The following is a 24,477-nucleotide window of genomic DNA, read 5'->3' on the forward strand; positions in this document are numbered from 1 at the left end:
TTTATTTTTATGATCCGCAAACTATGAAAATTAACACTGCAGAATTTGTCGTCAGTAATTCCGAGGTATCCAAATGCCCAAAGGATATGATTCCTGAGTATGCCTTTATCGGTCGTTCTAATGTAGGAAAGTCTTCATTGATTAACATGCTGACCAATCATAAAAATCTCGCAAAAACTTCAGGGAGGCCAGGAAAAACACAGTTAATCAACCATTTTCTCATTAACAAAAACTGGTTCCTTGTTGACCTTCCCGGATATGGTTATGCCAGGGTTTCAAAAAAAACAAAAGAGGTTTTCCAGCGGTTTATCACTGATTACTTTGAAAAAAGGGAACAGCTTGTTTGCGCTTTCGTATTAATCGATATCCGTCATGAAGCACAATCTATTGACCTGGAGTTCATGGAATACCTTGGTGATTCGCAAATCCCGTTCTGTATTGTGTTCACGAAAGCGGACAAAATCGGGAAAGTCAAGGCCGAAATGGCGATCGCCGCTTACCGCAAGTCGATGCTTGCAAACAATTGGGAAGAAATGCCACAGCATTTTTTAACATCGGCATCGGAAGCGACCGGCAAAGAAACCCTGTTGGATTATATTGATGCTTTGAACCAGGGCATTTTCAAAAACGAAGGCTTTTAACCACTACTTCTTCAGCTCCAGCTTTTCAGCGAAATAATCGCAGAAATCCTTCATGGTATCGGTCATCTTTTCATCGTTGGTGGCGCGCATAAAGGTGTCTGCCATAGCCACTAATGTCTGATGGAAGAATATCTTCATTTCGTCAACGGGCATATCTTTCGTCCAAAGATCTATTCTAAGCGTTTCCTGCGCGTTACTGTCCCATATTGACAGCATCATGGCTTTTGCTTCTTCAGCATCTATCCCACCGTCCTGTGCTGTCCATGACAATTTTTCAGGAACACGGTTGTCGTCTAACTCGACTAAAAATTTTATTTCAGAGGTAATATTACTCATGCTGTGCGGGTTTGTATTTTGATTTGTTGAATATTTCCGTGGCATCCATTAAAAGCATTTTCTGCAGGGTCACATCGGGATTGTTTTTCATAAAGGAACGAACGATTTGCCATCCTATCCACCTTCCGATACGTCCTGGCGACTGGTTGTCGATTTCCAGGTAGAACTTGGAGAATGGCGCAAGATTTATAAATCGGCTCAACAACTTATTATCTGTGCTGTAAAGATAACTCTGTTCAATAAAGTAACTCCATATCATCGCTTCATTTGCTTCGCTCCATTTCAGTTGTTCCTCAGTATAACCGATCTTCTCGGCGTCGGTATAATCCGGGATTAACAGGTCCTGCATATATGATTGCTTGCCGTAATAAATCATGTTGGCAAGCAATGTCTTTTCGGCCGGAGGCGGAACTTTGGTCGCGGCGAAGGAGGACACAAGGTCCGGCATCATCTGGCGGCGCTCAAAATTCTGTCTGATATATTTGTCGATGCCGTCATAGAAACGATGGTCTTTCCCCAAATACATCTCCAAAGACACGAGCACAATACTATCCGTATACAACACTTTGGTATTGTAATCCATTTCATAAATCATCGTAATGACTTTCGGCGTGCGGGCTTTGGGATAGTAAAACTTGATGTGTCGGACGACGTCTTCTATTTCATGGGCTTCAGGGGTAAAGTCGCTGTACTTTTTCTCGACTTCTGCGTATAGTTCCCGCCATTGGGGATTGGTCATCTTTTCGATGTATTCGGCGTCGCTGACATTGGGCGGAAAGAAATCAGGATATTCCTGCTTTAGTTTTGGAAGATCCGCAGGCTTAGTCTCAAAAAAAGCTTTCTCGAAACGCGTCACCTGGATTGGCTTTACCTTTATTTGCTCCACTTCCTTCTCTACTTTCGATGTTTTATCGCAGGAAATGAAAAAAAAGGCAGTTGAAAAAACGAATAACCTGAAAATTAGCTTCATACGTAAGTGGGGATTCTGGATGCCTAGCCCCGATGGCAGCGGAAATCCTTTTTGTTTGTTCTTTAAAAACAAAAAGATTGCAGCGAACAGCGGGATTCAGCTTCAAATATTACAACTTTTCTGACTTAAAGAATAAATTGTTTTGTTAATTTTAGACGAATTTTATCCTGCCGTAACGGTGTAAGGATAAATTCGATTTTTGACGTGCAAATATACATCTCAGTTTTTTAAATTATCTAAATACTATGCGAAAAATCAATGCTGATACGGCGGCAAAGGTAAATAAATTCATTGTAAACTGGCTCAACGACTATGCGGATAACGCTAAGGTGGACGGTTTTGTTGTTGGAATATCCGGCGGAATCGACTCTGCCGTAACATCGACATTGTGTGCGCAAACGGGAAAAAAAGTACTGTGCGTGGAAATGCCAATCCACCAGGCGCCCAGCCATGTGAGCAGGGGGCAGGAGCATATCGCCCAATTGAAAGCACGCTTCCCGAACGTTGACAGCACAGCTGCGGACCTCTCGGAGGTATTTGAAGTGTTTAAAACAAAGATTGCTTCCGACGCTGATGAAGCGCGTTTGCACCTGTCGTTGGCAAACACGAGAGCCAGGATTCGCATGACAACCTTGTACTATTATGCGGGCATCGGTAATCTATTGGTAGCCGGCACCGGAAATAAAGTTGAAGATTTCGGCGTTGGGTTTTATACCAAATATGGCGACGGCGGCGTGGATTTGAGCCCGATTGCCGATTTGGTGAAATCAGAGGTATACGCGTTGGGAAGTTATTTGCAGGTGCCAGAAACCATATTGAATGCACCACCAACGGACGGATTGTTTGGAGATGACAGGACCGACGAGGAGCAGATTGGCGCTTCTTATGACGAACTGGAGTGGGCGATGGTACAAGACGAAAACGGAAAATCCGATGGCGATTTTTCGGGGCGTGAACAGGTTGTTTTCGGAATCTATAAGCGATTAAATCGGAACAACCAACATAAAATGCAACCAATACCTGTCTGTAAAATACCCATTTTCTGATGAGATAGGAGACTACAGGCAGGAAGTTTAACGTTTAATCTGAATTACGATTATTATTAAAATTCTACATCATGATAAAAGTTGCTATTGCTGATAACCAGCCTGTAGTCCATTTTGGAATCGATTCGTTTTTTAAGGGGCATCCACAAATCAGTATTGTGGGTCACTATTGGAATTTCAATGAAATTCCGGAAGCGCTGGCAAATGATAAGCCGGATATTCTGGTACTGGACCTTGATTTAGAGGGTTTGGCCAGTATGAATTACGTTAAGTCACTTGTCAAAGAGTTCCCTTTTACCAGAATTGTTATATACAGTAATCTTTCCGAACAGACGTATACTCCAAACGCAATTAAAGCGGGTATTGCATCTTACATCCACAAATCGAGTCAACTCGAAAAACTCGAAGATGCGATCCTGCGTGTTAACCAGGGAGAAGTTATATTCAGCGATGATGTAAGGAAGAAGCTGCTTGCCATTTCTAAACAAAATAAAAGCGAGAGGTTGTATCGCAAACTATCTTCCCGCGAAATAGAAGTGCTTCGTTATTTGAGTGATGGTAAAAAGAATAACGAAATTGCAAAGTTACTCGACCTTAATGAAAAAACGATCAGCACATACAAGCTGAGATTACTGAATAAATTAAACGTCACCAATCTTGTAGACCTTGTCAATAAGGCAAAGAAACTGGAAATTGTTTAATGATAGCGCGACATTACCCGTCCCAATTTTGTTGAGAAAAAATTGATAAGCTTGTAGTAGTCCATGGCCATGGAAAGCACTTCGGTGTTGTCAGCGTCGGTTTCCTGCGAGATATCAGCTTTTAGATCCTCAATAATCTTGTCGACAAGGTACCAGCGCAGTGTTAAAATCGTTTCCGAAACGTATTGGGAGATTGAATGGCTTTTTTGCTTGACGATGATGTTCTGTGCTTCCCAATTGTGAAGTGTCATTTTTTCGTCTTCCATCAGGATATCCGTTACCTCCTGCGCAAACTCAACAGGCAGCTTCATCAAATATTGCTCGGTATTAAAAGTCTCATTTTGTTGAAAAAAGCTGATCAAATCGTTGTATATCCCTCGGAATAAAGGATTGGTCAGCTCTACCTCATCCTCCTGCAGGCTGAGGAAAATTCGGTCGTATACTTTATAGGCATGTTTCTCTGTAACCGTTTCAACTTCCCCTTCTTCATTTGTCTTTAGCAGTACATCTTCAAATTCCTCGTTCAGGTTACCATATAAAAGGAGAATCTCAATAATTTTTCGTTCCAACCCGTACAGGATGTCAATTTTTTGAACTTCCTGTGGATATTCCTCCCGAATGACTTCAAATGCCTTTTGTTCCTGCTTTTGCTTTTTTACCTGATCTCCCAGGTCTTTTTGTATCAACTGGGCCAAAGTACTGACCAGGACCTGCTCGGAAATGTCCATGATGCGGGAGCATTCCTGTATATAAATCTCCCGTTGTATCCGGTCTGGTATTTTGGAAATGCTCGAAACCATATCCCGTATCAACTCTGCTTTCTTTATGGGATCATTCTTGGCTTCATTCATCAACAACGAAGCCTTGAACTGTATAAAATCTTTAGCATTTTCGTCAAGATATTTTACCAGTGCCTCGTAAGGCGTTTTCCTTGCAAAACTATCCGGATCCTCTCCCTCTGGAAATGTACATACTTTAACATTCATCCCTTCTTCAAGAATCAGGTCGATCCCGCGGATGGAAGCCCGAAGCCCTGCCGCATCCCCGTCAAACAACACCGTGATATTTTTTGTGAGCCGGTTGATCAGACGGATCTGGTCTGGTGTCAGCGCGGTACCGGAGGAGGCAACCACATTCTCAATTCCGGCTTGGTGAAATTGAATGACATCCGTGTAGCCCTCGACAAGAAAACAGTTATTCAGTTTTGCAATCGCCTGCTTGGCGTGGTTAATACCATACAGCACCTTACTTTTGTGGTAGATTTCACTTTCAGGCGAGTTGACATATTTCGCCACCTTTTTATCGTTGGTAAGAATCCTTCCGCCAAAACCCAGCGTGCGGCCAGACATGCTTTGGATGGGAAACATTACGCGCCCTTTGAATCTATCAAATGGTTTGTCTTCCCTCGCAATCGTCAACCCGGTACTTTCAAGAAACTCCATTTTGTAACCCTTTCCTAAGGCTTCTTTGGTAAAGGAATCCCAGTTGTCCGGAGAAAAACCGAGGCTGAATTTCTTAATCGTATCTAATGAGAAACCGCGCTCCTTAAAATACGAGAAACCGATTGCTTTGCCCTGATCGGTATTCAACAACACATCGTGAAAATAGTTCTTTGCAAATTCTGACACGAGAAACATGCTCTCCCGAACATCGGCATTCGCTTTCTCTTCGGAAGTTTGCTCCGTTTCCTCAATTTCGATGTTGTATTTTTTGGCCAGGTAACGGATTGCTTCCGGGTACGTGAAATGCTCATGTTCCATTAAGAAGGCTACTGAATTCCCTCCTTTTCCGGAACTAAAATCTTTCCAGATCTGCTTTACCGGCGACACCATAAACGACGGCGACCGCTCATCTGAAAATGGACTTAACCCTTTGTAATTGCTTCCTGCACGTTTTAACTGCACGAAATCGCCAATCACCTCCTCTACACGGGCGGTTTCGAAAACGGTATCGATGGTGGCTTTTGAAATCATGGTTTCGGAAAGTGCCAAAGTTACAAAGTTCTGGAGTACCGGAGTGCGTGGGCGCATGAGTTTTTTCTAAAAACCCCAGAGCTATATTCCAAATAAAAGCGTACCTAAAAACTTGTGAAGCAACTCCGCACCAGAATGGAAAATTGAAAAATTAACAAAAGATGAGAATTTACCGTAATGAACATATTTTATTATTCATTAGGGATAGCAACATCCCCTTCCCTGAAGGTAAAATACAATTTCCCCCAATATGATTTTACGGAAAACCCATACTTATTCTTAATTTTTCTAAAGACATAAACCCCTTCGCACATCACCAAATAAAAAAGCGCCTCTTTCGAAGCGCTAAAAACTCAGTATAACTAACTTAAACAAAATTAATTCAGATCAAAACGGACTCCCAGTGATACATTGTTCTGTTTGATCGGATTGTCCTTAAACAACGGATTCAGGTCGTATTTTACATACAAGCTCGTCTCTCCGTATCCGATGTAGGCACTTAATCCATAAATAAAATCATTGGTGTTAAAGCTGCCTTTAGTAACTTCCTTGGTATCATAGCCATCGACATCATATTTGATGATTTGTTTTGACTTTACGTTTACACCCGCGTAACCTCCAAGGCCAACCCGGAAACTTTCATGCGTCCTGAAGATGGTTTTACCGTCTTTTATTTCCGGTTTTGTGAAATCAAACTCCAAATGCACCGGCACGACCAGATTGACATTCCGGAATCTTGAATCTTTCATGTTAACAGGATTAATCTCCAGATTTGTCTGAGTACCGTTGTCAACAAAGAGTCGGTTGTCTGTTGGGCGCAGGTTGTTGTACATTAATGACAAACCGTATTTGGCATGCAGCAGGTTGCTGTTTTTTGCAAGGCGGGTATTGTAGGTAAGGCCCCATTCATAAAAATGTGAACCCCAGTATCTATAGTCAGACCCACTTACTTTACCGTCAGTGGCAAGGTTGTTCACCCCAAATGCAAATACAAATTGTGAGGTGGTCCTAGGCTCCCCTACCCTTGCCGGTTTGCTTTTATCCTTGATTTTAAAGTTATGGAACGACACACTGATACTTCGACCGTGCGTTGTATCGCGTTCACTGATTTTCCCATCCACCTGGTCCTGAACGAGCGCTTTTAATTCCGCTTCAGCTGCCGCCACACGGGTTTCGATGTTTTTGGCGCGCACTTCCGCGAGTTTCAACTTTTTTTCGTCAGCCTGCGCAGCCGTTAGCTTTCCTTTATCAAGGTCTTCGTTGACTTGTTCCACTTCGTCGCGAAGCATCATCTTTTCTTCTTTGGTGATGTTCTCGATTTTTAAAGCGATGCTTTTCGCTTTGTTTTCAAATGTTTCCTGTGCATTGATTCTGCTTACAAAAAAGCATAGGAATCCTGTTAAGTAAATGATTAGATTTCTCATGATTGCTTGTTTTAAAAATTAATTGATGATTATTCTTTGTTTCGGTTTGTCAATGCCACTTTTACGGATCTGTAGTTTTTGTTCACACTGTTGATCACGCGTTCGCGGAAGGTAAGCGTGATTTCGCCATCGACCTGTGAAAGCAGGCTGTTTGGATTCACTTGTACCGCAGCAGCATTGGTGGGCATTTGCTTTTTGATTGAAACTGATGCCAATAGTTCGTCAACATTGACCTCAACTCCTTTTTTGGTTACCGGTGCAGGACTTTGATTGATTACAGGCTCCGGTGCTTTTTGCCTTTCAGCGACTTGGGCGTTGATTGATTTTTCAATAACAGGAAGCGCTTCGTTTGTTATTGGTTTTTTGATTGATGATGATTGTGATTGTTGATTTTGATGATTGGTTTTGATTGATGATTGATTCTGTTCCGCAACGCTAGTTTCTGTTTTTACCGGAGTGCTGTTGGTTTCGTTCGTCCCTTTTACATTTATGGTATCCGTCGCCTGATTATCTTCTTTTACTGTTACGGTGTTGTCTCCCCTACCTACGTCGGTCATTTCGTCGGTTTGGGATAAGAATGCGATCCCAATGAACAAAAAACCCAATATTGATGCGGCAATATACATCCAGCCATAGTTCTTCTTAGGTTTCTCAGCTACGGTAAGCATCGCGTCCAACCTGTCCCATGCATTTGCCGATGGCTCAATCTCCCTTTGATTCAGTTTATCCCTGAAGTCGTTCTCTAATTTATGCTGTGCCATTTTGATAATTCTTTAATTTGTTGATCTGTTCCTGCAACATCCTTTTTGCATGTGAATACTGCGATTTCGATGTGCCCTCGTTAATACCTAATTGCTCTGCGATTTCCTTATGCTTAAATCCTTCTATCGCGTAAAGGTTAAAAATCATCCGGTAACCATCCGGAAGGCTGTCAATCAGGGACTGGATGTCTTCGACGCTAAAGTTGCTTTCGATATTATTGAAGCCGTCCTCCTTATAATACACATCTTCAAGGAAACTTATTTTCTTTTGCGCCCGAAGAAACGAAATACACTCATTCACCATGATTCTCCGAATCCAACCTTCAAAACTTCCCTTGTGTTCAAATCTTCCAAGGTTAGCAAACACTTTCATAAATCCGGTAATCATCGTGTCCTCTGCCTGGTGCAAGTCCTTAATGTACTGCCGGCAGACACTCAACATCTTTGAAGCGTATTTAGAATAAATCCTCTGCTGTGCATGGCGGTTGTTCTCAACGGCCAGCCGGATGATCTCTTCTTCTTCCTGATGTAAATTAATTACTTTCATTCCTGGTTAGGTTTCCTGAAGTCAGACTTCTATTGGCATAGACGGAATTGATTTAAAAATGGTTGCATGGAGTGGTAAAAAAAAATTAAGAATTATGAATTAAAAATCATGAACTCCAGTAAAATCAAGCGTTGGCAACCAAAATAATGTTGGGATATTTTTTACTTTTTCCTTTCGATGACGTAATTTACCATGACGATCAATGCTTCCTTATAAGTCGAATCGTCAAACTTGTCGAGAATCCGGAGCGCCTTTTGCTGGAATTCTTCCATCTTATTCTCGGCATAAGACAGCCCGTGGTGGTCCTTGACAAATGCAATCACTTCCTTCACGCGCTTTTTGTCCTTGTTGTGGTTTTTTATCGAGTTGATCAGCCAGGATTTTTCCTTTGCCGTGCAATTGTTCAGCACGTGAATCAATGGCAGCGTCATTTTTTGTTCTTTGATGTCTATACCCGTGGGTTTCCCGATGGCTTCATCGGTATAATCAAATAAATCGTCCTTAATCTGGAAGGCCATCCCAATGAGCTCGCCGAAATACCGCATGTCCTCCACCGTCGCTGCGTCTTCAATCACCGACTGCGCGCCAAGTGCACAACACGCGGCAATTAAGGTAGCCGTTTTCTGGCGGATGATATCATAATACACGTCTTCGGTGATGTCAAGCCGGCGTGCCTTTTCAATCTGGAGCAGCTCCCCTTCGCTCATTTCGCGTACAGCCACCGATATGATGCGCAGCAAGTCAAAATCACCATTGTCAATGGAAAGCAACAGCCCTTTTGAAAGCAGGTAATCCCCTACCAGGACGGCTATCTTGTTTTTCCAAAGCGCATTAATAGAGAAGAATCCGCGGCGGCGGTTGCTGTCATCGACCACATCATCGTGGACTAAAGTAGCCGTGTGAATCAATTCTATGACCGAGGCGCCACGATACGTACGTTCATTTACTGTGCCGCCTGACACCATCTTCGCAGACAGGAACACGAACATCGGGCGCATCTGCTTGCCTTTTCGGTTGACAATATAGTAAGTAATGCGGTTGAGCAGCGCCACTTTAGACGCCATAGCGTCGTGAAACTTTGTTTCGAAAAGTTCCATCTCCCGGAGTATGGGTTCTTTGATCTGCTCTGTGATTTTCATTGGTTCAAAGATAGGAAAAAAGTCGATGAGTAAATTGGGCTCCGAGCACCTGAGTTTTCAGAAATACCAGTCCAATGAGCCAAAAAACCTATAAGTCAAGTATAATAATACCGTCTATGGTCTTTGCGAGGCCAATCGTTGTGTAGGCGGCAAAGTTTGACTACAACCTCGATATCCCGAACAATTTCGCGGAGACGAGACACTGTGGCGCGGACGCAACGGACGGTAGTAAAGAAGAATCGGACGGTAATTTCTGAGGCAAAAAAATAACTCTCCAAACACTGAAGCGGAAAATCAGCTTTTGTTCGCCAATTGCCCACAAGCCGCATCAATATCCTTACCGCGGCTACGGCGTACCTTGGCAACGATGTCATGTGCTTCAAGCGCTCTGATGTAGGCATTGATGCTCTCATCGGAAGCCTGCTGGAATTCGCCGTCATCGATAGGGTTGTATTCGATCAGGTTGACCTTACACGGTACATATTTGCAGAAACGCACCAGCGCATCGATGGAGGCCTTATCGTCGTTGATGTCTTTCCAGACAACATATTCATAGGTTACGCGACTTTTAGTTTTCGCATACCAGTATTCAAGAGACTCCCGCAGTTCAGACAGCGGAAAGTTAGCACTAAAAGGCATGATCCTCGACCTCGTATCATCGATGGCGGAATGCAGTGACACGGCCAGCTTGAATTTGACTTCGTCGTCTGCAAGTTTTTTGATCATTTTCGGCACACCGGAGGTAGACACCGTAATTCTTTTCGGGGACATGCCCAGGCCTTCCGGGGACGTAATCATTTCAATAGCTTTCAGCACATTGTTATAATTCATCAGCGGTTCTCCCATGCCCATAAATACAATATTCGACAACGGATGGTTGTAATAGAGCCGACTCTCTTTGTCGATCGCGACCACCTGGTCGTAGATTTCGTCGGGTGCGAGGTTCCGCATCCTTTTTAACCTTGCCGTCGCGCAGAAATTACAGTCGAGACTACACCCTACCTGGCTCGACACGCAAGCCGTCGTTCTGGTTTCAGTAGGGATCAGCACTGATTCTACTACAAGCCCATCATGAAGGCGTACCGCATTTTTTACGGTGCCGTCTTCGCTGCGCTGCATCTGATCGACCTTAATGTGGTTAATCACAAAATTACTTTCAAGCATCTCGCGGGTGGCTTTCGACACGTTGCTCATGTCCTCAAAACTGTGGGCGCCTTTGCCCCACAACCATTCGTAGACCTGGTTGCCGCGAAAAGCCTTGTCACCATTGGCCACAAAAAAGTCGCGAAGCTGCTCTTTGCTCAGTGCACGAATGTCTTTCTTCTGCATTTCCATGGTGCAAAGGTACATTTTTAGTTTGGAGTTCGAAAGTTCGGAAGATCGGAAGACAATACGACAGTATGACACGAACGTTCGATCGCCAAACTTTTAGTATTTTTGACAAAAATACCAACCATGCATTTCCTATCCGACGATTTAGAAGATTATATCGAGCAACATTCAGAAAAAGAGCCCGAATTGCTGGCCAGACTCAACAAAGAGACCTACCAGAAAATCCTATTGCCAAGGATGCTCAGCGGCCATTTCCAGGGTCGGGTGTTGGGCATGTTGTCCAAATTGATCCGGCCGACGGCGATTTTGGAAATCGGGACCTATACGGGATATGCCACGCTTTGTTTATGCGAGGGTTTGCAGGAACATGGTGTCGTGCATACGATTGACATTAAGGAAGAACTCGTGGATTTCCAGCGAAAGTATTTTGATGCTTCCCCCTGGGGCACACATATTGTACAGCATTTGGGAGAAGCGTTGGGCATTATCCCCGGCATTGACCAAAAATTTGATTTGGTTTTCATCGATGCCGACAAGGAAAACTACCTCAATTATTATGAGATGATTTTGCCAAAGATGAATAAAGGCGGCATCATCCTTTCAGATAACGTGTTGTGGAGCGGCAAGGTAGTACAGGAATTGCAACCGAATGACCTCAGCACAAAAGTCCTTTTGGAATACAATAAATTACTGCGCGACGATCCGCGTGTGGAGACGGTGCTGCTGCCTATAAGAGATGGTTTGACCGTGAGCCGGGTGCGCTAGCCCTGTCCCGAAGCTTCGGGAGAAGCGGCATCCTTTTCCTCCATCTTTTCGGGAGAAAAGATATAGCAGAAAGCAGGACCCATACTCCAAAAGTGCAAAACGGCTCAGCCTCAACACTTCAAAACTAGAAATGTGAGAAGTGCTTCTCCTTTGACCAGAAATACCCTTTGAGAACGAGCGAACTGGTAAGAAATCCGCAAAGATAGCCGCATAAAATATCAATGGGATAATGCAGGCCGAGGTAAATCCGCGTGTACGCGAACACGATTGGCCAAAGAAAAATCAGCCACATCATGCGGTAGTAGGGTTTTAAAATGGTGTAAAGAAATACCGCCGCTGCCATGGAATTTGCGGCGTGCCCGGAGAAAAAGCTAAAAGTCTTACTGGTCTTGCTTTTTACGAAATAGATAAACGTATTCAGATCGGGGTCGCTGCTCGGCCTAAGGCGCTTGAACTCATATTTGAAGAAATTCGTCGTTTGGTCTGTGATAAGAATCAAAAACGCAACAAACACCATTACCAACAGCGTGTTTTTGACACCCAGCTTTTTAAAGACGAGATAGAAAAGGAAAATAAAAAACGGGGTCCAATTGAGCTGGTTTGTTAGGAAAAGGAAGAGATAGTCCCATTTTTCAGAACCAAAACCGTTCAGGAATATAAACAGACGGCGGTCAAGCGATAGCAGCTCCTCTAACATGGTTATGACTGCCTTCTGACCGAGCCGGCTATATCGTCAATACCTTCTTTGGCCTTATTGATTTCAGCGGTAATATCCGAAGTGACATCGTTCATATTGATCGGAGATTCCGGCGTGTGGTCTGTCACCATTTTATTGAACCCTTTCTTGACATTGTCAATCTCTTCCGTGATTCCGCCGGTGATTGACTTATGATCAAACCCATGGTCTTCGGCGCTTTTCTTGATTTCGCTTTTGATTTCATTCGTGGCATTCTTCAACTGGGCGATGCCTTTTCCCAGTCCGCGCGCGATTTCAGGAAGCTTATCTGTCCCGAACAACATTAATGCAATAAAGATGATAAAGATCATCTCGCCGCCACCCATTCCAAACATAGCTATTTATTTAGACATTTATTTTACAAAAATACAAAAGAATGTATGCGCCGCGATACACTTTATGATATGATTAATCAAACTTTGATTTGGTTGTTTCCTTAGGCCAGGAGTTGTTTGTCACATCCACATCCGCCGTTTCTTCTTTGGGGTCGACCATAAATTTCTTTACCGGTTTCGCCGTTGCAAACATCCGCGATACCTGTTTGTCATTCATACGCCAGATCTGGGCGGGAAAAGTCCGTATCTCGGTGCTGCCGTCTTCAAAGGTCAGTTCAACGATGATCGGCATGACCAATCCACCCGGTTTCTCGAAAGTGACGTGATAGAAATACTTTGGATCGGCGAGTTTCGCCTTTTCTTCAGCGTTAAAGTTCGCATCGATAAACGATGCCAATGGCTTCGCATCACTGTAACTGAATGCCTTGTCCATTTCGGGCTTGTAGTCTTCGCTGTCTTTACTGTATAGAAATACCTGTGGGCCTGCAGGTGCACGGCGTTTTCTGGGACTTGCTTCCGGCTGTGGTTCTTTGTAATTTTTAGGCTGTTCCGTACTGACAAAATACCTTTTAACGTCCTTGATCCCGATGTCGTTATTGTCTGTCGTAAAGAACCATCCCCGGAAAAACCAGTCCAGATCGACTGCAGACGCGTCTTCCATCGTACGGAAAAAATCCTCAGGTGTGGGGTGCTTGAATTTCCAGCGATTCGCATAGGTTTTAAACGCAAAATCAAATAACTCGTGACCCATGATGGTCTCGCGGAGGATATTCAGCCCGACTGCAGGCTTCCCATAGGCGTTATTTCCAAATTGCTTGATGCTTTCAGAGTTTGTCATAATCGGCACCAGGTTTGACTGGTCGCCACTCATGTAGGGTACGATGGTTTTCGCTGGGCCGCGGCGCGATGGAAAGTTTGGATCGAACGTCTGCTCTGCGAGGTATTCCATAAAAGTATTCAGGCCTTCATCCATCCAGGTCCATTGCCTTTCATCAGAGTTGACAATCATCGGAAAGAAATTATGCCCCACCTCGTGTATGATTACGCCGAGCATGCCGTATTTGACACGATCAGTATAGGAGCCGTCTTCATCCGGGCGTCCAAAATTCCAGCAAATCATTGGGTATTCCATTCCCTGGTCCTGTGCATTCACGGAAACCGCCTTTGGATACGGGAAATCAAAGGTGTATTTGGAATAGCTTTTCAAAGTATGCGCAACGGCCCTCGTAGAATACTGTCCCCAAAGTGGGTTTCCTTCTTTCGGATAAACGGAAACCGCCATGATATTTTTATCCCCGATTTTCACCGCCATGGCATCATAAATGAGCTTTCGGGAGGTGGCAATCCCAAAGTCGCGGACATTTTCTGCCTTAAACTTCCAGGTTTTCTTATCGGTTGCAAAAGCCGATTCCTTTGCAGTCGCCTCGGCCTGGGTAACTACGATGACGGGCTTGTCAAAAGACTTTTCGGCTAATGCGTAACGTTTTAGCTGTTCGGGCGTAAACACTTCTGCACGGTTCTGGAGTACGCCGGTGGCTTCCATAATGTGATCTGCTGGCACAGTAACATTGACTTCGAAATTCCCGAACGGCAGCGCAAACTCACCACCGCCCCAGAACTGCATATTCTGCCAGCCTTCCACATCGTTATACACCGCCATGCGCGGATAAAACTGTGCCAACACATATAAGTTATTGCCGTCTTTCGGGAAGTGTTCATAGCCGGAACGCCCGCCATCCACCATGTAATTGTTGATGTTGTACCACCATTTCACTGAAAAGGAAACCTTTTCTCCATGCTTTAATGGTTTGGGCAGGTCCACCCGCATCATGGTTTCGTTGATAGTGTACGGCAGCGGTTTTCCCGAAATGTCATTTACGTATTCAATCTTAAAGCCGCCATCAAATTTCTCCTGAAGGTATGTCTTAGCAAACCCGCTGACACCCATGACCGCATCCGGATTCTGGCTTTCTGCCAGTGGGCTCTTCGAGGTACGCGCATGTTGGTTTTGGTCCAGCTGTACCCACAGATAGTCCAGCGACTCTTTGGCGTTGTTGGTGTACGTCACCGTTTCTGTGCCATATAATTTCTGGTTTTTGTCATCGAGCTCTACATTGATTTTGTAGTCTGCCTGTTGCTGGTAATATTCCGGGCCCGGTGCTCCGGAAGCGGTCCTGTACATGTTAGGGGTGGCCAGCAAATCGTACATCTGGCGAAATTTATTCACATCCTCGTGTCCTGATTCCTTCGGCTTTGGGGCGTCCTGACCTACAACCAGTTGGATGGTAAAAAAAAATAGCAGTGACGATAGGGTAATTTTAGTCATGTCAAATGGGCTTAATAATTGCGCTTTAGGGTTTTAATGTACCGGATGGACTGTCAATAGTGAGCAGCAGGCTTTGCTTTTCACCGCTGCCTGAATATTGGATAATATTTTGTTGTGTATCATTGAGTTCCATCAGCGCTGGATTGTATATGTCGATCTTATCTGGTTTTGTTACGCCGGTAATACGGAAATAACAGATCAGGACATTGCCCTCAACCTCCTTACTGAGGTAGGTAATTTCCTTTTGTCTTCCGGCTATCTTTACGATAAATTTCTCTGCCAGATACGTTTTCATTCGCTCCACATCCTGCGGCGTTTCAGCTTTATCGCAAAGGTGTGCTTTGACCTTAAAATGCTTTTCCAGCGTATTGTTCAGGTCGTCAATGAATATGCGTGTGGTGATTTGCAACATCTTTTTCTCAGGCGCGAAGTGCAGCTGGTAAATGGAGACATAGAACTTATGCGCTACGGAAAAACCGGAAAGCAGGATAAACACGGAGATGTAACAAGCCCATTTCTTCATTACCCAAAGATACTATTTCTTTTCATCAGAAAGGGATTGGTTGAACAGCACGGAAAGCTTTGCCGTTACAAATTTGGCAGCTTCACTATTGTTTTGAACAAATGTGGCAGTAAACTCCGGATCTTCAGCGAGATAATATTTAAATCCTTTGACATAATCGGCGGGGATTTTCATTTCGTTGACAAAAAATTCGTCAGAATAGGTCTCACTGATTTTCAGAAGCAATAGTTCCTTCTTCTCCTGTTTCACAAGTACCTTCAATCTTTTTGTCTTTCCGTTGATGGCATTAATAATCGGATCAAATTCCATTCCTCCGGCAATAATACCAAGCAGTTGGATCGGCTTAAAGTCGCCTGCAGTCCGCAACCGACGTTCGGCCGGCGTGTACGACTTCGGTTTGTTTGATAGTATCCGCAAATCGACCGCGTTGAATTTGTTGTAGTTTACGACTTCTACCTCGTCCAGGTTCGTCGCTTTGGAAGTCATGGTGATTTCCAGAACACCCGAATCATAGATTTGCTGGTCTACAATCAAACGCTGGAAATCGAGTTTCGCCGACGAAAAAACCAACACATCATCGGCCTTAGCGGAAATCTTAAAATTTCCACTATCATCACTAACGGATTCTGACTCATTAGCGACATTTACAACATGAACTTCTTTGGCACTTCCATCCTTTACAATTACCCTGCCCGTCAACATTTTCTCCTGCTGTGCGAAACCACAATGCCACAGGATCAGCAGAATAACTATCAGACTATTTTTTATCATTGGCTAGGCCATTATATTCCCTCGCAAGTTCTACCATTAAAAAAGTGGCAAGTGTTTTGTCTTTTGCATTCAGGGCATTTGCAAATTTAGGATTTTCCACGAGGTAATAATGGAACCCTTTAATCCTCTCTTTTGAGATTCCTAGGTTTTGTTCATAGTATGCCTCTTCAAAAAGACCGTCGAGTTTTTCAAGCAGGAATTCTTTTTGCTCTACTTTCACATTGGCTTTCAACTGTTTGGTTCGGCCAGAAATCAGGTTCAGCAGCGCATCCACTGCCGTGCTGTTTGCACTATATACCCTTCTCTCAGCCGGCGTATATTCCTTTGCGGGCTTGGAAAGGATGCCAAGGCTTACGGCATCAAATTTAACAATCTCGACCTCGTCCAGTTCGGTGACGCTAGCGAGCGTTTCGATGGTAACTTTTCCGGATTCATAGTCTGTTTTCTCGATTTCCTTCCTCCTCATTTCAACGGATGGAGAAGAGATCACCAGCACGTCATCAGTTTTTCCCAATATCGAAAAGTTACCGGTGGCATCGGTGGTGGCTTCCTTTTCATTGACGATATTTAGAACATGTATGCCTTTTGGATTACCGTCTTTGACGACAACAGTCCCTGATAGTAATTTTTCCTGCTGCGAAAAAACGCACGATGACACCAACAAAAACAGTAGCAGTAACGTATTATTTTTTTTCATTCGCAATATTTTCAATGAATTTTGTGGCCAATTGTCCCAAAAGAAAATCAGACATCGATTTATTGTTTAATGCTAAAGTATTCAAAAACGACTTGTTTTCGATTATGAAATACTGAAATCCTTTTACATAATCAATTGGAATCTTAAGGGTATTAATTAAGAAATCGTCATTGTAAAGATCGATCACCCTGTGCAGCCAGGTTTCCTTCTCTTCGGTTTCCAATGCCTTTTTGAGCATTGCGGTGCGTCCTGAAATGGCATTCAATAACGGGTCGAGTGAGAACTTTGTGTCCAAACCAATTTGGGCATCCAGTCGCGTGGCTGTATTCAGGCGACGCTCACCCGGCGTAAACTTCTTCTGGTCGGCAGGAATAATTCCCAAAGCCACAGCATTGATATTTTTGTAATTCACGATGACGACCTCTTTGAGTTGATTCACCACGGATTGCAGCTTCACATACATTTTTTCACTTTCAAAATCCTCACAACCAATCGCTGCCTTTCTTGGATGGACATTTACCGCGGTAAAGAGCAGGGTATCTCCCTCCTTTACCTGTATTGTAAAATAACCGTCATGATTTGTCACAGCATATTTTTCTGAACGCAGATTGATAACATTGATATCTGACAGGTTTGAAAAGTCGGAATAGACTTTGCCTTTAATATTCTTCAACGCGTTTTCCTGTGCAACCGATGGCAGTAAAGCAAGTAGCGACAGCAGTAGGAAGATATTTTTTGTCATGGGAATTGTTGTAATGGGAATTTACAGTGGTAAAAATATCTAAAAGCTTTGCCAAATTAATGCCAACGAAATCGTAAAATTCTGTTAATTAGGTCATCACGTACCAACCGAAGTATTTCAATTCCAAAACAAGAATTTTTATCTTTATCGAAAATCCTAATCATGAAGAACCTCATCATCGCGAGTACGTCCACATTACATGGTGGGAGCTATCTCGAATACCTCATGCCGCCGCTTGAAGATCATTTCTCCGGTTGTGGTACCATCACTTTCATCCCGTATGCAAGACCGGGTGGCATTTCACACGACGACTACACCGGAAAAGTCGCCGAAGCCTTTGCTTTATTGGGAAAAAAAGTCATCGGCTTACACGAATTTGACGATCCTGTGAAGGCGGTGCAAAACGCTGAAGCCATTTTTACAGGAGGCGGCAACACATTTTTATTGGTGTCGCAGTTGTATCAATTTCAGGTGATGGAACAATTGGCCGGGGCATTGAAAAACGGCACGCCTTACCTTGGCTCCAGCGCCGGGAGTAACATTACCGGATTGACGATGCAAACGACGAACGACATGCCAATTATTTATCCTCCCAGTTTTAAGACGCTTGGTATGATTCCGTTTAACCTGAATCCGCATTATCTGGATGCTGATCTGCAATCAAAACACATGGGCGAAACGCGCGAAACCCGGATTAGGGAATACCACCAATTCAATTCGGTACCGGTATTAGGGCTTCGCGAAGGAAGCTGGCTGGACGTGAAAGGGGAAACAATTATACTGAAGGGCGATTTGAAGGCGCGTTTATTCCGTCAGGGACAGGAAGCAGAGGAACTTGAGCCGGGAAGTGACCTTAGCTTCGTGAAGTGAGTGGTTTTGGGTGAGCGATTACCTCCCGTCTGTTTGGCACTGGGCCTCGTATGAATTGGAAATGCTGCACTCCCGGGATAAACTTCTCGCCGGACGTATAAAAAAAAATCCTAAACTTTGTTTAGGATTTTGGAGCGGAAGACGAGGCTCCCCGAATCGCAACCCTCTCGGGATAAACTTCTCGCTGGACGTATAAAAAAAAATCCTAAACTTTGTTTAGGATTTTGGAGCGGAAGACGAGGCTCGAACTCGCGACAACCAGCTTGGAAGGCTGGAGCTCTACCAACTGAGCTACTTCCGCATTAACGGTGCAAATATAAGTAATAAGTTTTTTTAGTTGCAAGTTTTTTTTTGAAAAATGCACAGTATCGCTTTTGCAGGCCACATAACCATTTTATCTTTAAAAAGTTACAGCCGGAAAAAGCAAAATAAATTTTAAAAAGATGATAGAAATAAGGCAAATTACGGCATTAGAAACGCATCCGATACGCCAGGAAGTGCTCCGAAAAGGCAAGCCACCCGAAAGCTGCCAGTTTGATGGCGACGATTTCCCGACAACAGTTCATTTAGGATTATACCACAATCAAGAGCTGGCAGGCATTGTGACCCTGCTTGAAAACAGTCATCCTGATTTTTTTACGGCAAAACAATTCCAGCTTCGCGGCATGGCGGTATTGGAACAATGTCAGAACGGCGGATTTGGGGCGTTGCTTTTAAAAGCCGCGGAAGACTTCGCTTGGGGACAGGACGCAAACCGGATATGGTTTAATGCCCGCGTTACCGCAGTAGGATTTTATGAAAAAGCGGGCTATAAAAAAAACGGCCCACCGTTTGAGATCGAAAACGTCGGGCCGCATTATTTGATGTATAAAGACATGTCGGGATTATAAAACCAGTACCTGGCTTGCTTTGGCTCGTGAAGGATGGTAAATAAAAAGGCACGATTTATTTTTAATTTTCTGGATGATTTCCTGGGTCAGTTCTGCAGGCAGTGCCGGGCAACCCTGGCTTCTGCCAAGTCGGTGATTGTTTTTAATAAATGATTCTGAAACATAATCGGCGGCATGCATCACAACGCCTCTTTCCCGCGCAGTATCGTTTACACCTTTTTCCAGTCCATCAAGTTTTAGGGAAGCGCCGTGTTTTCCATTGTAAATTTCGCCCGTGACATAAAACCCAAGGCTGCTTTTATAAGACTGGGGTTGATTGGAAAACGAATTTGCAAATTCTTCACCGGTATTCCGGCCATGCGCCACAAGGGAATTGAATAAAATAGTATTGGTCGCCATGTCAATCACCCAAAGCCTTTTGGTATTCGACGATTTGCTAAAATCGATTAACGTCAAAATGTCCTTTTGGATCACCCCTTTTGCTTTCAAAGCGTAAAAACCTTCCAGTGCCTGAGTGAAACTGGACACTTCTGGTAGTGCAAAGCTGTTTGCGTTTAACTGATTGTATACGGCGGTGGCTTCTGCCTCAAAACCAGTAGTTTTGGTGATCGTATTGGCAGTAATTAATTTACGCTCAACTTTATTTTCGATTGGGGAAAAGCTGGTCAGGAAAAAAATCATGACCACTGATAGTCTGTATACCATTGAAATAATTTAAGTTACTATTCAGATCGGGATTGCGAAGGTAAATCGTTAACGGCTGTAAATCAAATTTATAACCAAATTTTAACTTTCACAGGATATCAGGTAGGACGTTCATAACGCTGTCATTTTATTATTATTATACCCATTAGGTATATTTTACTTTAATTTTTACATTTGCCTCACAACGAAACCCCTATGAACCAGATTTTAAAATTTTTCCTGTTATTGATACTATTGACAGGTTCAAAATCATGGGCACAAAAGAAAATTCTGGTAGCCAAAACCACAACTGACAACATCATTATTGATGGAAAGTTCAACGAACTTTCCTGGAAAGCCGCGCCTGTTGCGGGAGATTTTGTAATGTTTCAGCCCGACAACGGCAAACCCATCGACAGCACCAAAAGAACGGAAGTACACATCCTGTATGACAATGAAGCAGTGTACATTGCCGCTGTGATGAACGATGACCAACCCAAAAAAATCCTGAAAGAAATTACACAGCGTGACAATGTGGGCACGGCTGATGTTTTCGGGGTTTTTATTAACGGATTCAACGATGGCCAACAGGATTTTCAATTTTTTGTGAGCGCTTCAGGCGTACAGATGGACCGACTGGCAACTGAGGACGGCGCCGTCGCTCCTGATAACTTTAGCCAGGATTTTTCATGGGATGCCATTTGGGATAGTAAAACCGTAATCACCGAGTCTGGCTGGGCGGTCGAAATGAAAATACCATACGCCGCGCTTCGTTTTTCAAAGGAAAATGTACAAACGTGGGGACTCAATTTTTACCGGAGCATTCGTCGCGACAGGCAACACTACACCTGGAGTCCTATTGATTCTGAAATTCGCTCTACGCGCAATCAAAACGGAATACTCGAAGGCATCGAAAATGTAAAAACGTCTACCAGACTGTTTTTTATTCCTTATTCCTCGTATTATTATGAAGAAAATGAATCGGGATCGGCTACCAAATTTAAAGCCGGTATGGACATCAAATACGGCATCAACGACTCGTTTACCTTAGATGCCATCCTGGTCCCGGATTTCGGCCAGACGCGTTTTGACAATGTCATATTGAACCTCAGCCCGTTTGAGCAGGAATTCGCAGAAAACAGACCCTTCTTTACTGAGGGCACAGATTTGTTCAACAAAGGCGCGCTGCTTTATTCGAGACGAATCGGAGGGGCGCCAAGATTCACCCCACAAGATCTCGACACCGCCAATGAAACGGTAACCGAAATTCCCAACACGGTCAATTTGCTTAATGCCGTCAAAATATCCGGACGCACAAAGAAAGGTCTTGGTATCGGCGTACTCAATGCAGTGACTGAGCGTACCTATGCAACAATAGAAAACACGGCTACAGGAGCCAGGCGCCGTGGGGTTGTGGAGCCATTGACCAATTACAATTTGTTGGTCCTGGACCAGCGTTTCAATCAAAACTCATCGGTCACATTGGTGAATGCCAGTACCTTCCGCGAAGGAAATTACAGGGATGCCAACGTGGCAGGATTGATTTTTGATTTAAATACAAAAGAGAACGCCTACAATCTTTCCGGCGATTTTAAATACAGCGCCATTAATACTGGCCAAAATTACGAAGGCTTTAAGACGTCGGTAAATTTTGAAAAAACAAGCGGAAAATACCGTTATACAATTTTCGGCAAATACATTTCTGCAGACTATGACATCAACGACCTTGGGATCGGATTCCAGACAGACTACCACAACATCTACGCCGATTTCAGCTATAGGATCCTGAACCCGACCAAAACATTCAACACATTTCGTACCGACATGAAATCAAGCCTCGAACTTGAAAATACCACGGGACGGATACAGGATAACTTCATCAATGTCTCGGCTGAAGGCAATTCGCGCCAAAACGACTATTATAAATTCCTGATACAGCTCAATCCGCTGGAGAGCTTCGACTTTTACCAGCCCAGGTCCAGCGGACGGTTTTCATATGTCCCCCGCAGTGTCACGTCTCTCTTTGTCTTTTCGTCAAACTACAACAACACGTTGGCGCTGGACATCAATCCCTCGGTTAAAATGTATGACGAATCCGGCAGGATCGATTACGGATTTTTCATCAGCCCGCGCTACCGAATCAATGATAAAATCCTTTTGATTTATGGGTTCAATTATTTTCGATCCATGAATGACCGTGGCTATGTGGCTTCAGATGCAACGGATATTTATTATGCGCAACGGGATATTAAGACCATCACGAGTGAACTTTCGGGAAAACTCGCGCTGAACAATAAAATGACCATCAACCTAACCACTCGTTATTACTGGTCTTTTTCTGACAATCACGCGTTCTTTACGTTGGAAGACACCGGATATTTGTCTCCAACAGCATTTGGCTCAAACGTCGACGAAAACTTCAACGTCTGGAATTTTGACCTGTCTTATGCCTGGTGGTTTGCTCCGGCCAGCCAGATTTCTATTCTTTACCGGAACAATGCCTCAGATTACAGGAACGTGATTGAACGAAACCTCACCAACAACCTCAAAAACCTGTTTGCAGACAACCTGAACAATATTTTTTCCATCAGTTTCCGGTACTATATCGATTACAATAGCGCAAAGCGTTGGTTTTAACCCATATCCCTCCCATTTTTAGATTTAATTAACCTGCCCGTTTTATAAATCGGTTATCTTTGCGGAAAAATAACACCGATGAACAAGAAAGTCATATTGATGATATTGGATGGCTGGGGGAAATCTCCGGACCCAAAGGTATCTGCCCCCGACAATGCCAATATCCCATTCATAAAAAGCCTGTTTCAAAAATATCCAAGTGCGGAACTGCGTACTGACGGTTTGAACGTCGGCCTTCCTGAAGGTCAGATGGGGAATTCTGAGGTTGGGCATATGAATCTTGGTGCCGGGAGGATTATTTACCAGGATCTTGCCAAAATCAACCTTGCCGTGGAGAACAAGACGTTCAACAAAGAAAAGGCGATTGCGGATGCATTCCATTATGCAAAGGAATATGATAAAGATGTCCATTTTCTTGGACTGGTATCCGACGGCGGCGTACATTCCCATATCAATCACCTCAAGGGATTGGTAGATGCCGCACATGATTACGGACTCGAAAAAGTCTTTATCCATGCGTTTACCGATGGCCGCGATGTAGATCCGAAATCCGGAGTTGGTTTTATTGGTGATATGGTAAACCATGTTAAAGGCACTTCGGTAAAACTGGCGTCAGTAATTGGCCGCTATTATGCGATGGACCGCGACAAACGCTGGGAGCGTGTCAAGCAGGCGTATGATCTGTTGGTACATGGTAGCGGAGCCCATACTACAGATGCCGTGGCCAGCCTGAAGGCCAATTATGAAAAAAATCTCACCGATGAGTTCACACCGCCGATGGTGATGGTAAATGATAAAGATGAGCCACTCGCGACCATTAAGGAAGGCGACGTGGTCATCTTCTTTAACTTCCGTACAGACCGTGGGCGCCAGTTGACGGAGGTGCTTTCGCAGAAGGACCACCCTGATGAAAACATGCACAAGATGAATTTGTATTACGTCACGATGACCAATTATGACGATACCTTCAACAACATCTACCGTATTTTTGACAAAGACAATATTACGGAAACCTTAGGTGAGGTGTTGGAAAAAAACAACAAAAAACAGATCCGGATTGCAGAGACTGAAAAGTATCCCCATGTGACTTTTTTCTTTTCCGGAGGCCGTGAAGAACCATTTGAAGGAGAAACACGCATCTTGAGAAATTCGCCCAAAGTGGCTACTTATGACCTGCAGCCTGAGATGAGCGCCAACGAACTGGCAAATGCACTCGTCCCTGAACTCGAAAAAGGCGATGTCGATTTTGTCTGTCTTAACTTTGCCAATGGAGACATGGTAGGGCACACCGGCGTCATGGAAGCCGCAATCAAGGCCTGTGAAGCCGTTGATAAATGTGTAGAAAAAGTAATTACGGCAGCGTTGAAAAATCACTACACCACAATCGTCATTGCTGACCACGGGAATTGTGAAACCATGATTAACCCCGACGGAAGCCCGAATACAGCGCATACTACCAATCCGGTTCCAATCATTTTAGTGGATCCGGAATTGAAAACCATCCACAATGGGATTCTCGGTGATATTGCACCCACAATCCTTGACCTGATGGGAATTGAAAAACCACAGTCCATGACCCGAAACTCATTGCTTTAAGTAGGGTTATCGACAACTGTACTGTTTTAAAAGAC

24 protein-coding genes and 1 tRNA gene are annotated in these 24,477 nt (G+C 43.9%); 8 read left to right on the plus strand and 17 right to left on the minus strand.

Annotated features, from left to right (window positions below; all coding sequences use genetic code 11):
- The first annotated feature begins 23 nt into the window (after positions 1–23).
- Positions 24–641, plus strand: coding sequence for a ribosome biogenesis GTP-binding protein YihA/YsxC (gene yihA / locus CFE23_RS09390; RefSeq protein WP_291087072.1), 618 nt, complete (start codon positions 24–26; stop codon positions 639–641).
- A gap of 3 nt (positions 642–644) precedes the next feature.
- Here the strand turns inward: yihA and gldC are convergent, their stop codons facing one another.
- Positions 645–977, minus strand: coding sequence for a gliding motility protein GldC (gene gldC, locus CFE23_RS09395; RefSeq protein WP_291087074.1), 333 nt, complete (start codon positions 975–977; stop codon positions 645–647).
- Complete coding sequence (gene gldB, locus CFE23_RS09400) at positions 970–1,947, minus strand: gliding motility lipoprotein GldB (protein WP_291087076.1); 978 nt, start codon at positions 1,945–1,947, stop codon at positions 970–972. The genes gldC and gldB overlap by 8 nt, the downstream gene beginning before the upstream one ends.
- Before the next feature lie 245 nt (positions 1,948–2,192).
- Between gldB and nadE the strand changes: the two genes are divergently transcribed.
- A complete protein-coding gene (gene nadE / locus CFE23_RS09405) occupies positions 2,193–2,993 on the plus strand; it encodes an NAD(+) synthase (RefSeq protein ID WP_291087078.1) in 801 nt (266 codons plus the stop codon).
- Positions 2,994–3,064: 71 nt separating this feature from the next.
- Positions 3,065–3,694: a response regulator transcription factor gene (locus tag CFE23_RS09410; RefSeq protein ID WP_291087080.1), complete on the plus strand. Its 630-nt coding sequence runs from the start codon at positions 3,065–3,067 to the stop codon at positions 3,692–3,694.
- Here the strand turns inward: CFE23_RS09410 and dnaG are convergent.
- The 6 genes from dnaG to rlmN all read right to left on the minus strand — a co-directional run bounded on the left by dnaG (position 3,691) and on the right by rlmN (position 10,873).
- Entirely contained in the window at positions 3,691–5,667 is a 1,977-nt protein-coding gene (dnaG, locus tag CFE23_RS09415; RefSeq protein WP_291087137.1) for a DNA primase, read from the minus strand. The two genes, CFE23_RS09410 and dnaG, sit on opposite strands and share 4 nt — an antisense overlap.
- A gap of 377 nt (positions 5,668–6,044) precedes the next feature.
- Positions 6,045–7,091: a hypothetical protein gene (locus tag CFE23_RS09420; RefSeq protein ID WP_291087086.1), complete on the minus strand. Its 1,047-nt coding sequence runs from the start codon at positions 7,089–7,091 to the stop codon at positions 6,045–6,047.
- 29 nt (positions 7,092–7,120) lie between these two features.
- Complete coding sequence (locus CFE23_RS09425) at positions 7,121–7,852, minus strand: hypothetical protein (RefSeq protein WP_291087088.1); 732 nt, start codon at positions 7,850–7,852, stop codon at positions 7,121–7,123.
- Positions 7,839–8,399 (minus strand): sigma-70 family RNA polymerase sigma factor, encoded by a 561-nt coding sequence (locus CFE23_RS09430; protein ID WP_291087090.1) that lies wholly within the window; start codon positions 8,397–8,399, stop codon positions 7,839–7,841. Before CFE23_RS09430 ends, CFE23_RS09425 begins: the two co-directional genes overlap by 14 nt.
- A 161-nt stretch (positions 8,400–8,560) precedes the next feature.
- Positions 8,561–9,538, minus strand: a complete 978-nt coding sequence (locus tag CFE23_RS09435; RefSeq protein ID WP_291087092.1) for a polyprenyl synthetase family protein — start codon at positions 9,536–9,538, stop codon at positions 8,561–8,563.
- 294 nt (positions 9,539–9,832) lie between these two features.
- Positions 9,833–10,873 carry a 23S rRNA (adenine(2503)-C(2))-methyltransferase RlmN gene (gene rlmN, locus CFE23_RS09440; protein ID WP_291087139.1) on the minus strand — a complete coding sequence of 347 codons (1,041 nt, stop codon included), beginning with the start codon at positions 10,871–10,873 and terminating at the stop codon, positions 9,833–9,835.
- Positions 10,874–10,993: 120 nt separating this feature from the next.
- On the opposite strand from rlmN, the gene CFE23_RS09445 reads away from it, so the two are divergent.
- On the plus strand, positions 10,994–11,635 hold the full coding sequence (locus tag CFE23_RS09445) for an O-methyltransferase (RefSeq protein WP_291087095.1): 642 nt from the start codon (positions 10,994–10,996) through the stop codon (positions 11,633–11,635).
- A 124-nt stretch (positions 11,636–11,759) separates the two neighbouring features.
- Here CFE23_RS09445 and CFE23_RS09450 read toward each other — a convergent pair whose 3' ends face one another.
- The 7 genes from CFE23_RS09450 to CFE23_RS09480 all read right to left on the minus strand — a co-directional run bounded on the left by CFE23_RS09450 (position 11,760) and on the right by CFE23_RS09480 (position 17,765).
- A complete protein-coding gene (locus tag CFE23_RS09450) occupies positions 11,760–12,332 on the minus strand; it encodes a phosphatase PAP2 family protein (protein WP_291087097.1) in 573 nt (190 codons plus the stop codon).
- Between the two features lie 2 nt (positions 12,333–12,334).
- Entirely contained in the window at positions 12,335–12,706 is a 372-nt protein-coding gene (locus CFE23_RS09455) for a twin-arginine translocase TatA/TatE family subunit (protein ID WP_291087099.1), read from the minus strand.
- Positions 12,707–12,779: 73 nt separating this feature from the next.
- Complete coding sequence (locus tag CFE23_RS09460) at positions 12,780–15,032, minus strand: M1 family metallopeptidase (protein ID WP_291087101.1); 2,253 nt, start codon at positions 15,030–15,032, stop codon at positions 12,780–12,782.
- Between the two features lie 25 nt (positions 15,033–15,057).
- Positions 15,058–15,555 (minus strand): DUF6702 family protein, encoded by a 498-nt coding sequence (locus CFE23_RS09465; protein ID WP_291087103.1) that lies wholly within the window; start codon positions 15,553–15,555, stop codon positions 15,058–15,060.
- Between the two features lie 12 nt (positions 15,556–15,567).
- Positions 15,568–16,326: a hypothetical protein gene (locus CFE23_RS09470; RefSeq protein ID WP_291087105.1), complete on the minus strand. Its 759-nt coding sequence runs from the start codon at positions 16,324–16,326 to the stop codon at positions 15,568–15,570.
- Positions 16,313–17,023 (minus strand): hypothetical protein, encoded by a 711-nt coding sequence (locus CFE23_RS09475; protein WP_291087107.1) that lies wholly within the window; start codon positions 17,021–17,023, stop codon positions 16,313–16,315. The genes CFE23_RS09470 and CFE23_RS09475 overlap by 14 nt, the downstream gene beginning before the upstream one ends.
- Positions 17,010–17,765 carry a carboxypeptidase-like regulatory domain-containing protein gene (locus CFE23_RS09480; RefSeq protein WP_291087109.1) on the minus strand — a complete coding sequence of 252 codons (756 nt, stop codon included), beginning with the start codon at positions 17,763–17,765 and terminating at the stop codon, positions 17,010–17,012. Before CFE23_RS09480 ends, CFE23_RS09475 begins: the two co-directional genes overlap by 14 nt.
- A 162-nt stretch (positions 17,766–17,927) precedes the next feature.
- Between CFE23_RS09480 and pepE the strand changes: the two genes are divergently transcribed.
- Complete coding sequence (gene pepE, locus CFE23_RS09485; protein WP_291087111.1) at positions 17,928–18,635, plus strand: dipeptidase PepE; 708 nt, start codon at positions 17,928–17,930, stop codon at positions 18,633–18,635.
- A gap of 225 nt (positions 18,636–18,860) precedes the next feature.
- Here pepE and CFE23_RS09490 read toward each other — a convergent pair.
- Positions 18,861–18,936: transfer RNA gene (locus CFE23_RS09490), tRNA-Gly, on the minus strand.
- 142 nt (positions 18,937–19,078) lie between these two features.
- Between CFE23_RS09490 and CFE23_RS09495 the strand changes: the two genes are divergently transcribed.
- On the plus strand, positions 19,079–19,525 hold the full coding sequence (locus tag CFE23_RS09495; RefSeq protein ID WP_291087113.1) for a GNAT family N-acetyltransferase: 447 nt from the start codon (positions 19,079–19,081) through the stop codon (positions 19,523–19,525).
- Here CFE23_RS09495 and CFE23_RS09500 read toward each other — a convergent pair.
- Positions 19,520–20,230 (minus strand): murein L,D-transpeptidase catalytic domain family protein, encoded by a 711-nt coding sequence (locus CFE23_RS09500; RefSeq protein WP_291087115.1) that lies wholly within the window; start codon positions 20,228–20,230, stop codon positions 19,520–19,522. The genes CFE23_RS09495 and CFE23_RS09500 overlap by 6 nt on opposite strands.
- A 195-nt stretch (positions 20,231–20,425) precedes the next feature.
- On the opposite strand from CFE23_RS09500, the gene CFE23_RS09505 reads away from it, so the two are divergent.
- Together CFE23_RS09505 and gpmI are read left to right on the plus strand one after the other, a co-directional pair.
- On the plus strand, positions 20,426–22,846 hold the full coding sequence (locus tag CFE23_RS09505) for a DUF5916 domain-containing protein (RefSeq protein WP_291087117.1): 2,421 nt from the start codon (positions 20,426–20,428) through the stop codon (positions 22,844–22,846).
- 78 nt (positions 22,847–22,924) lie between these two features.
- Entirely contained in the window at positions 22,925–24,442 is a 1,518-nt protein-coding gene (gpmI, locus tag CFE23_RS09510; RefSeq protein WP_291087119.1) for a 2,3-bisphosphoglycerate-independent phosphoglycerate mutase, read from the plus strand.
- Positions 24,443–24,477: the final 35 nt, after the last annotated feature.

The organism is Flavobacterium sp. BFFFF1 (genome assembly GCF_002256285.1).
Lineage (GTDB): Bacteria > Bacteroidota > Bacteroidia > Flavobacteriales > Flavobacteriaceae > Flavobacterium.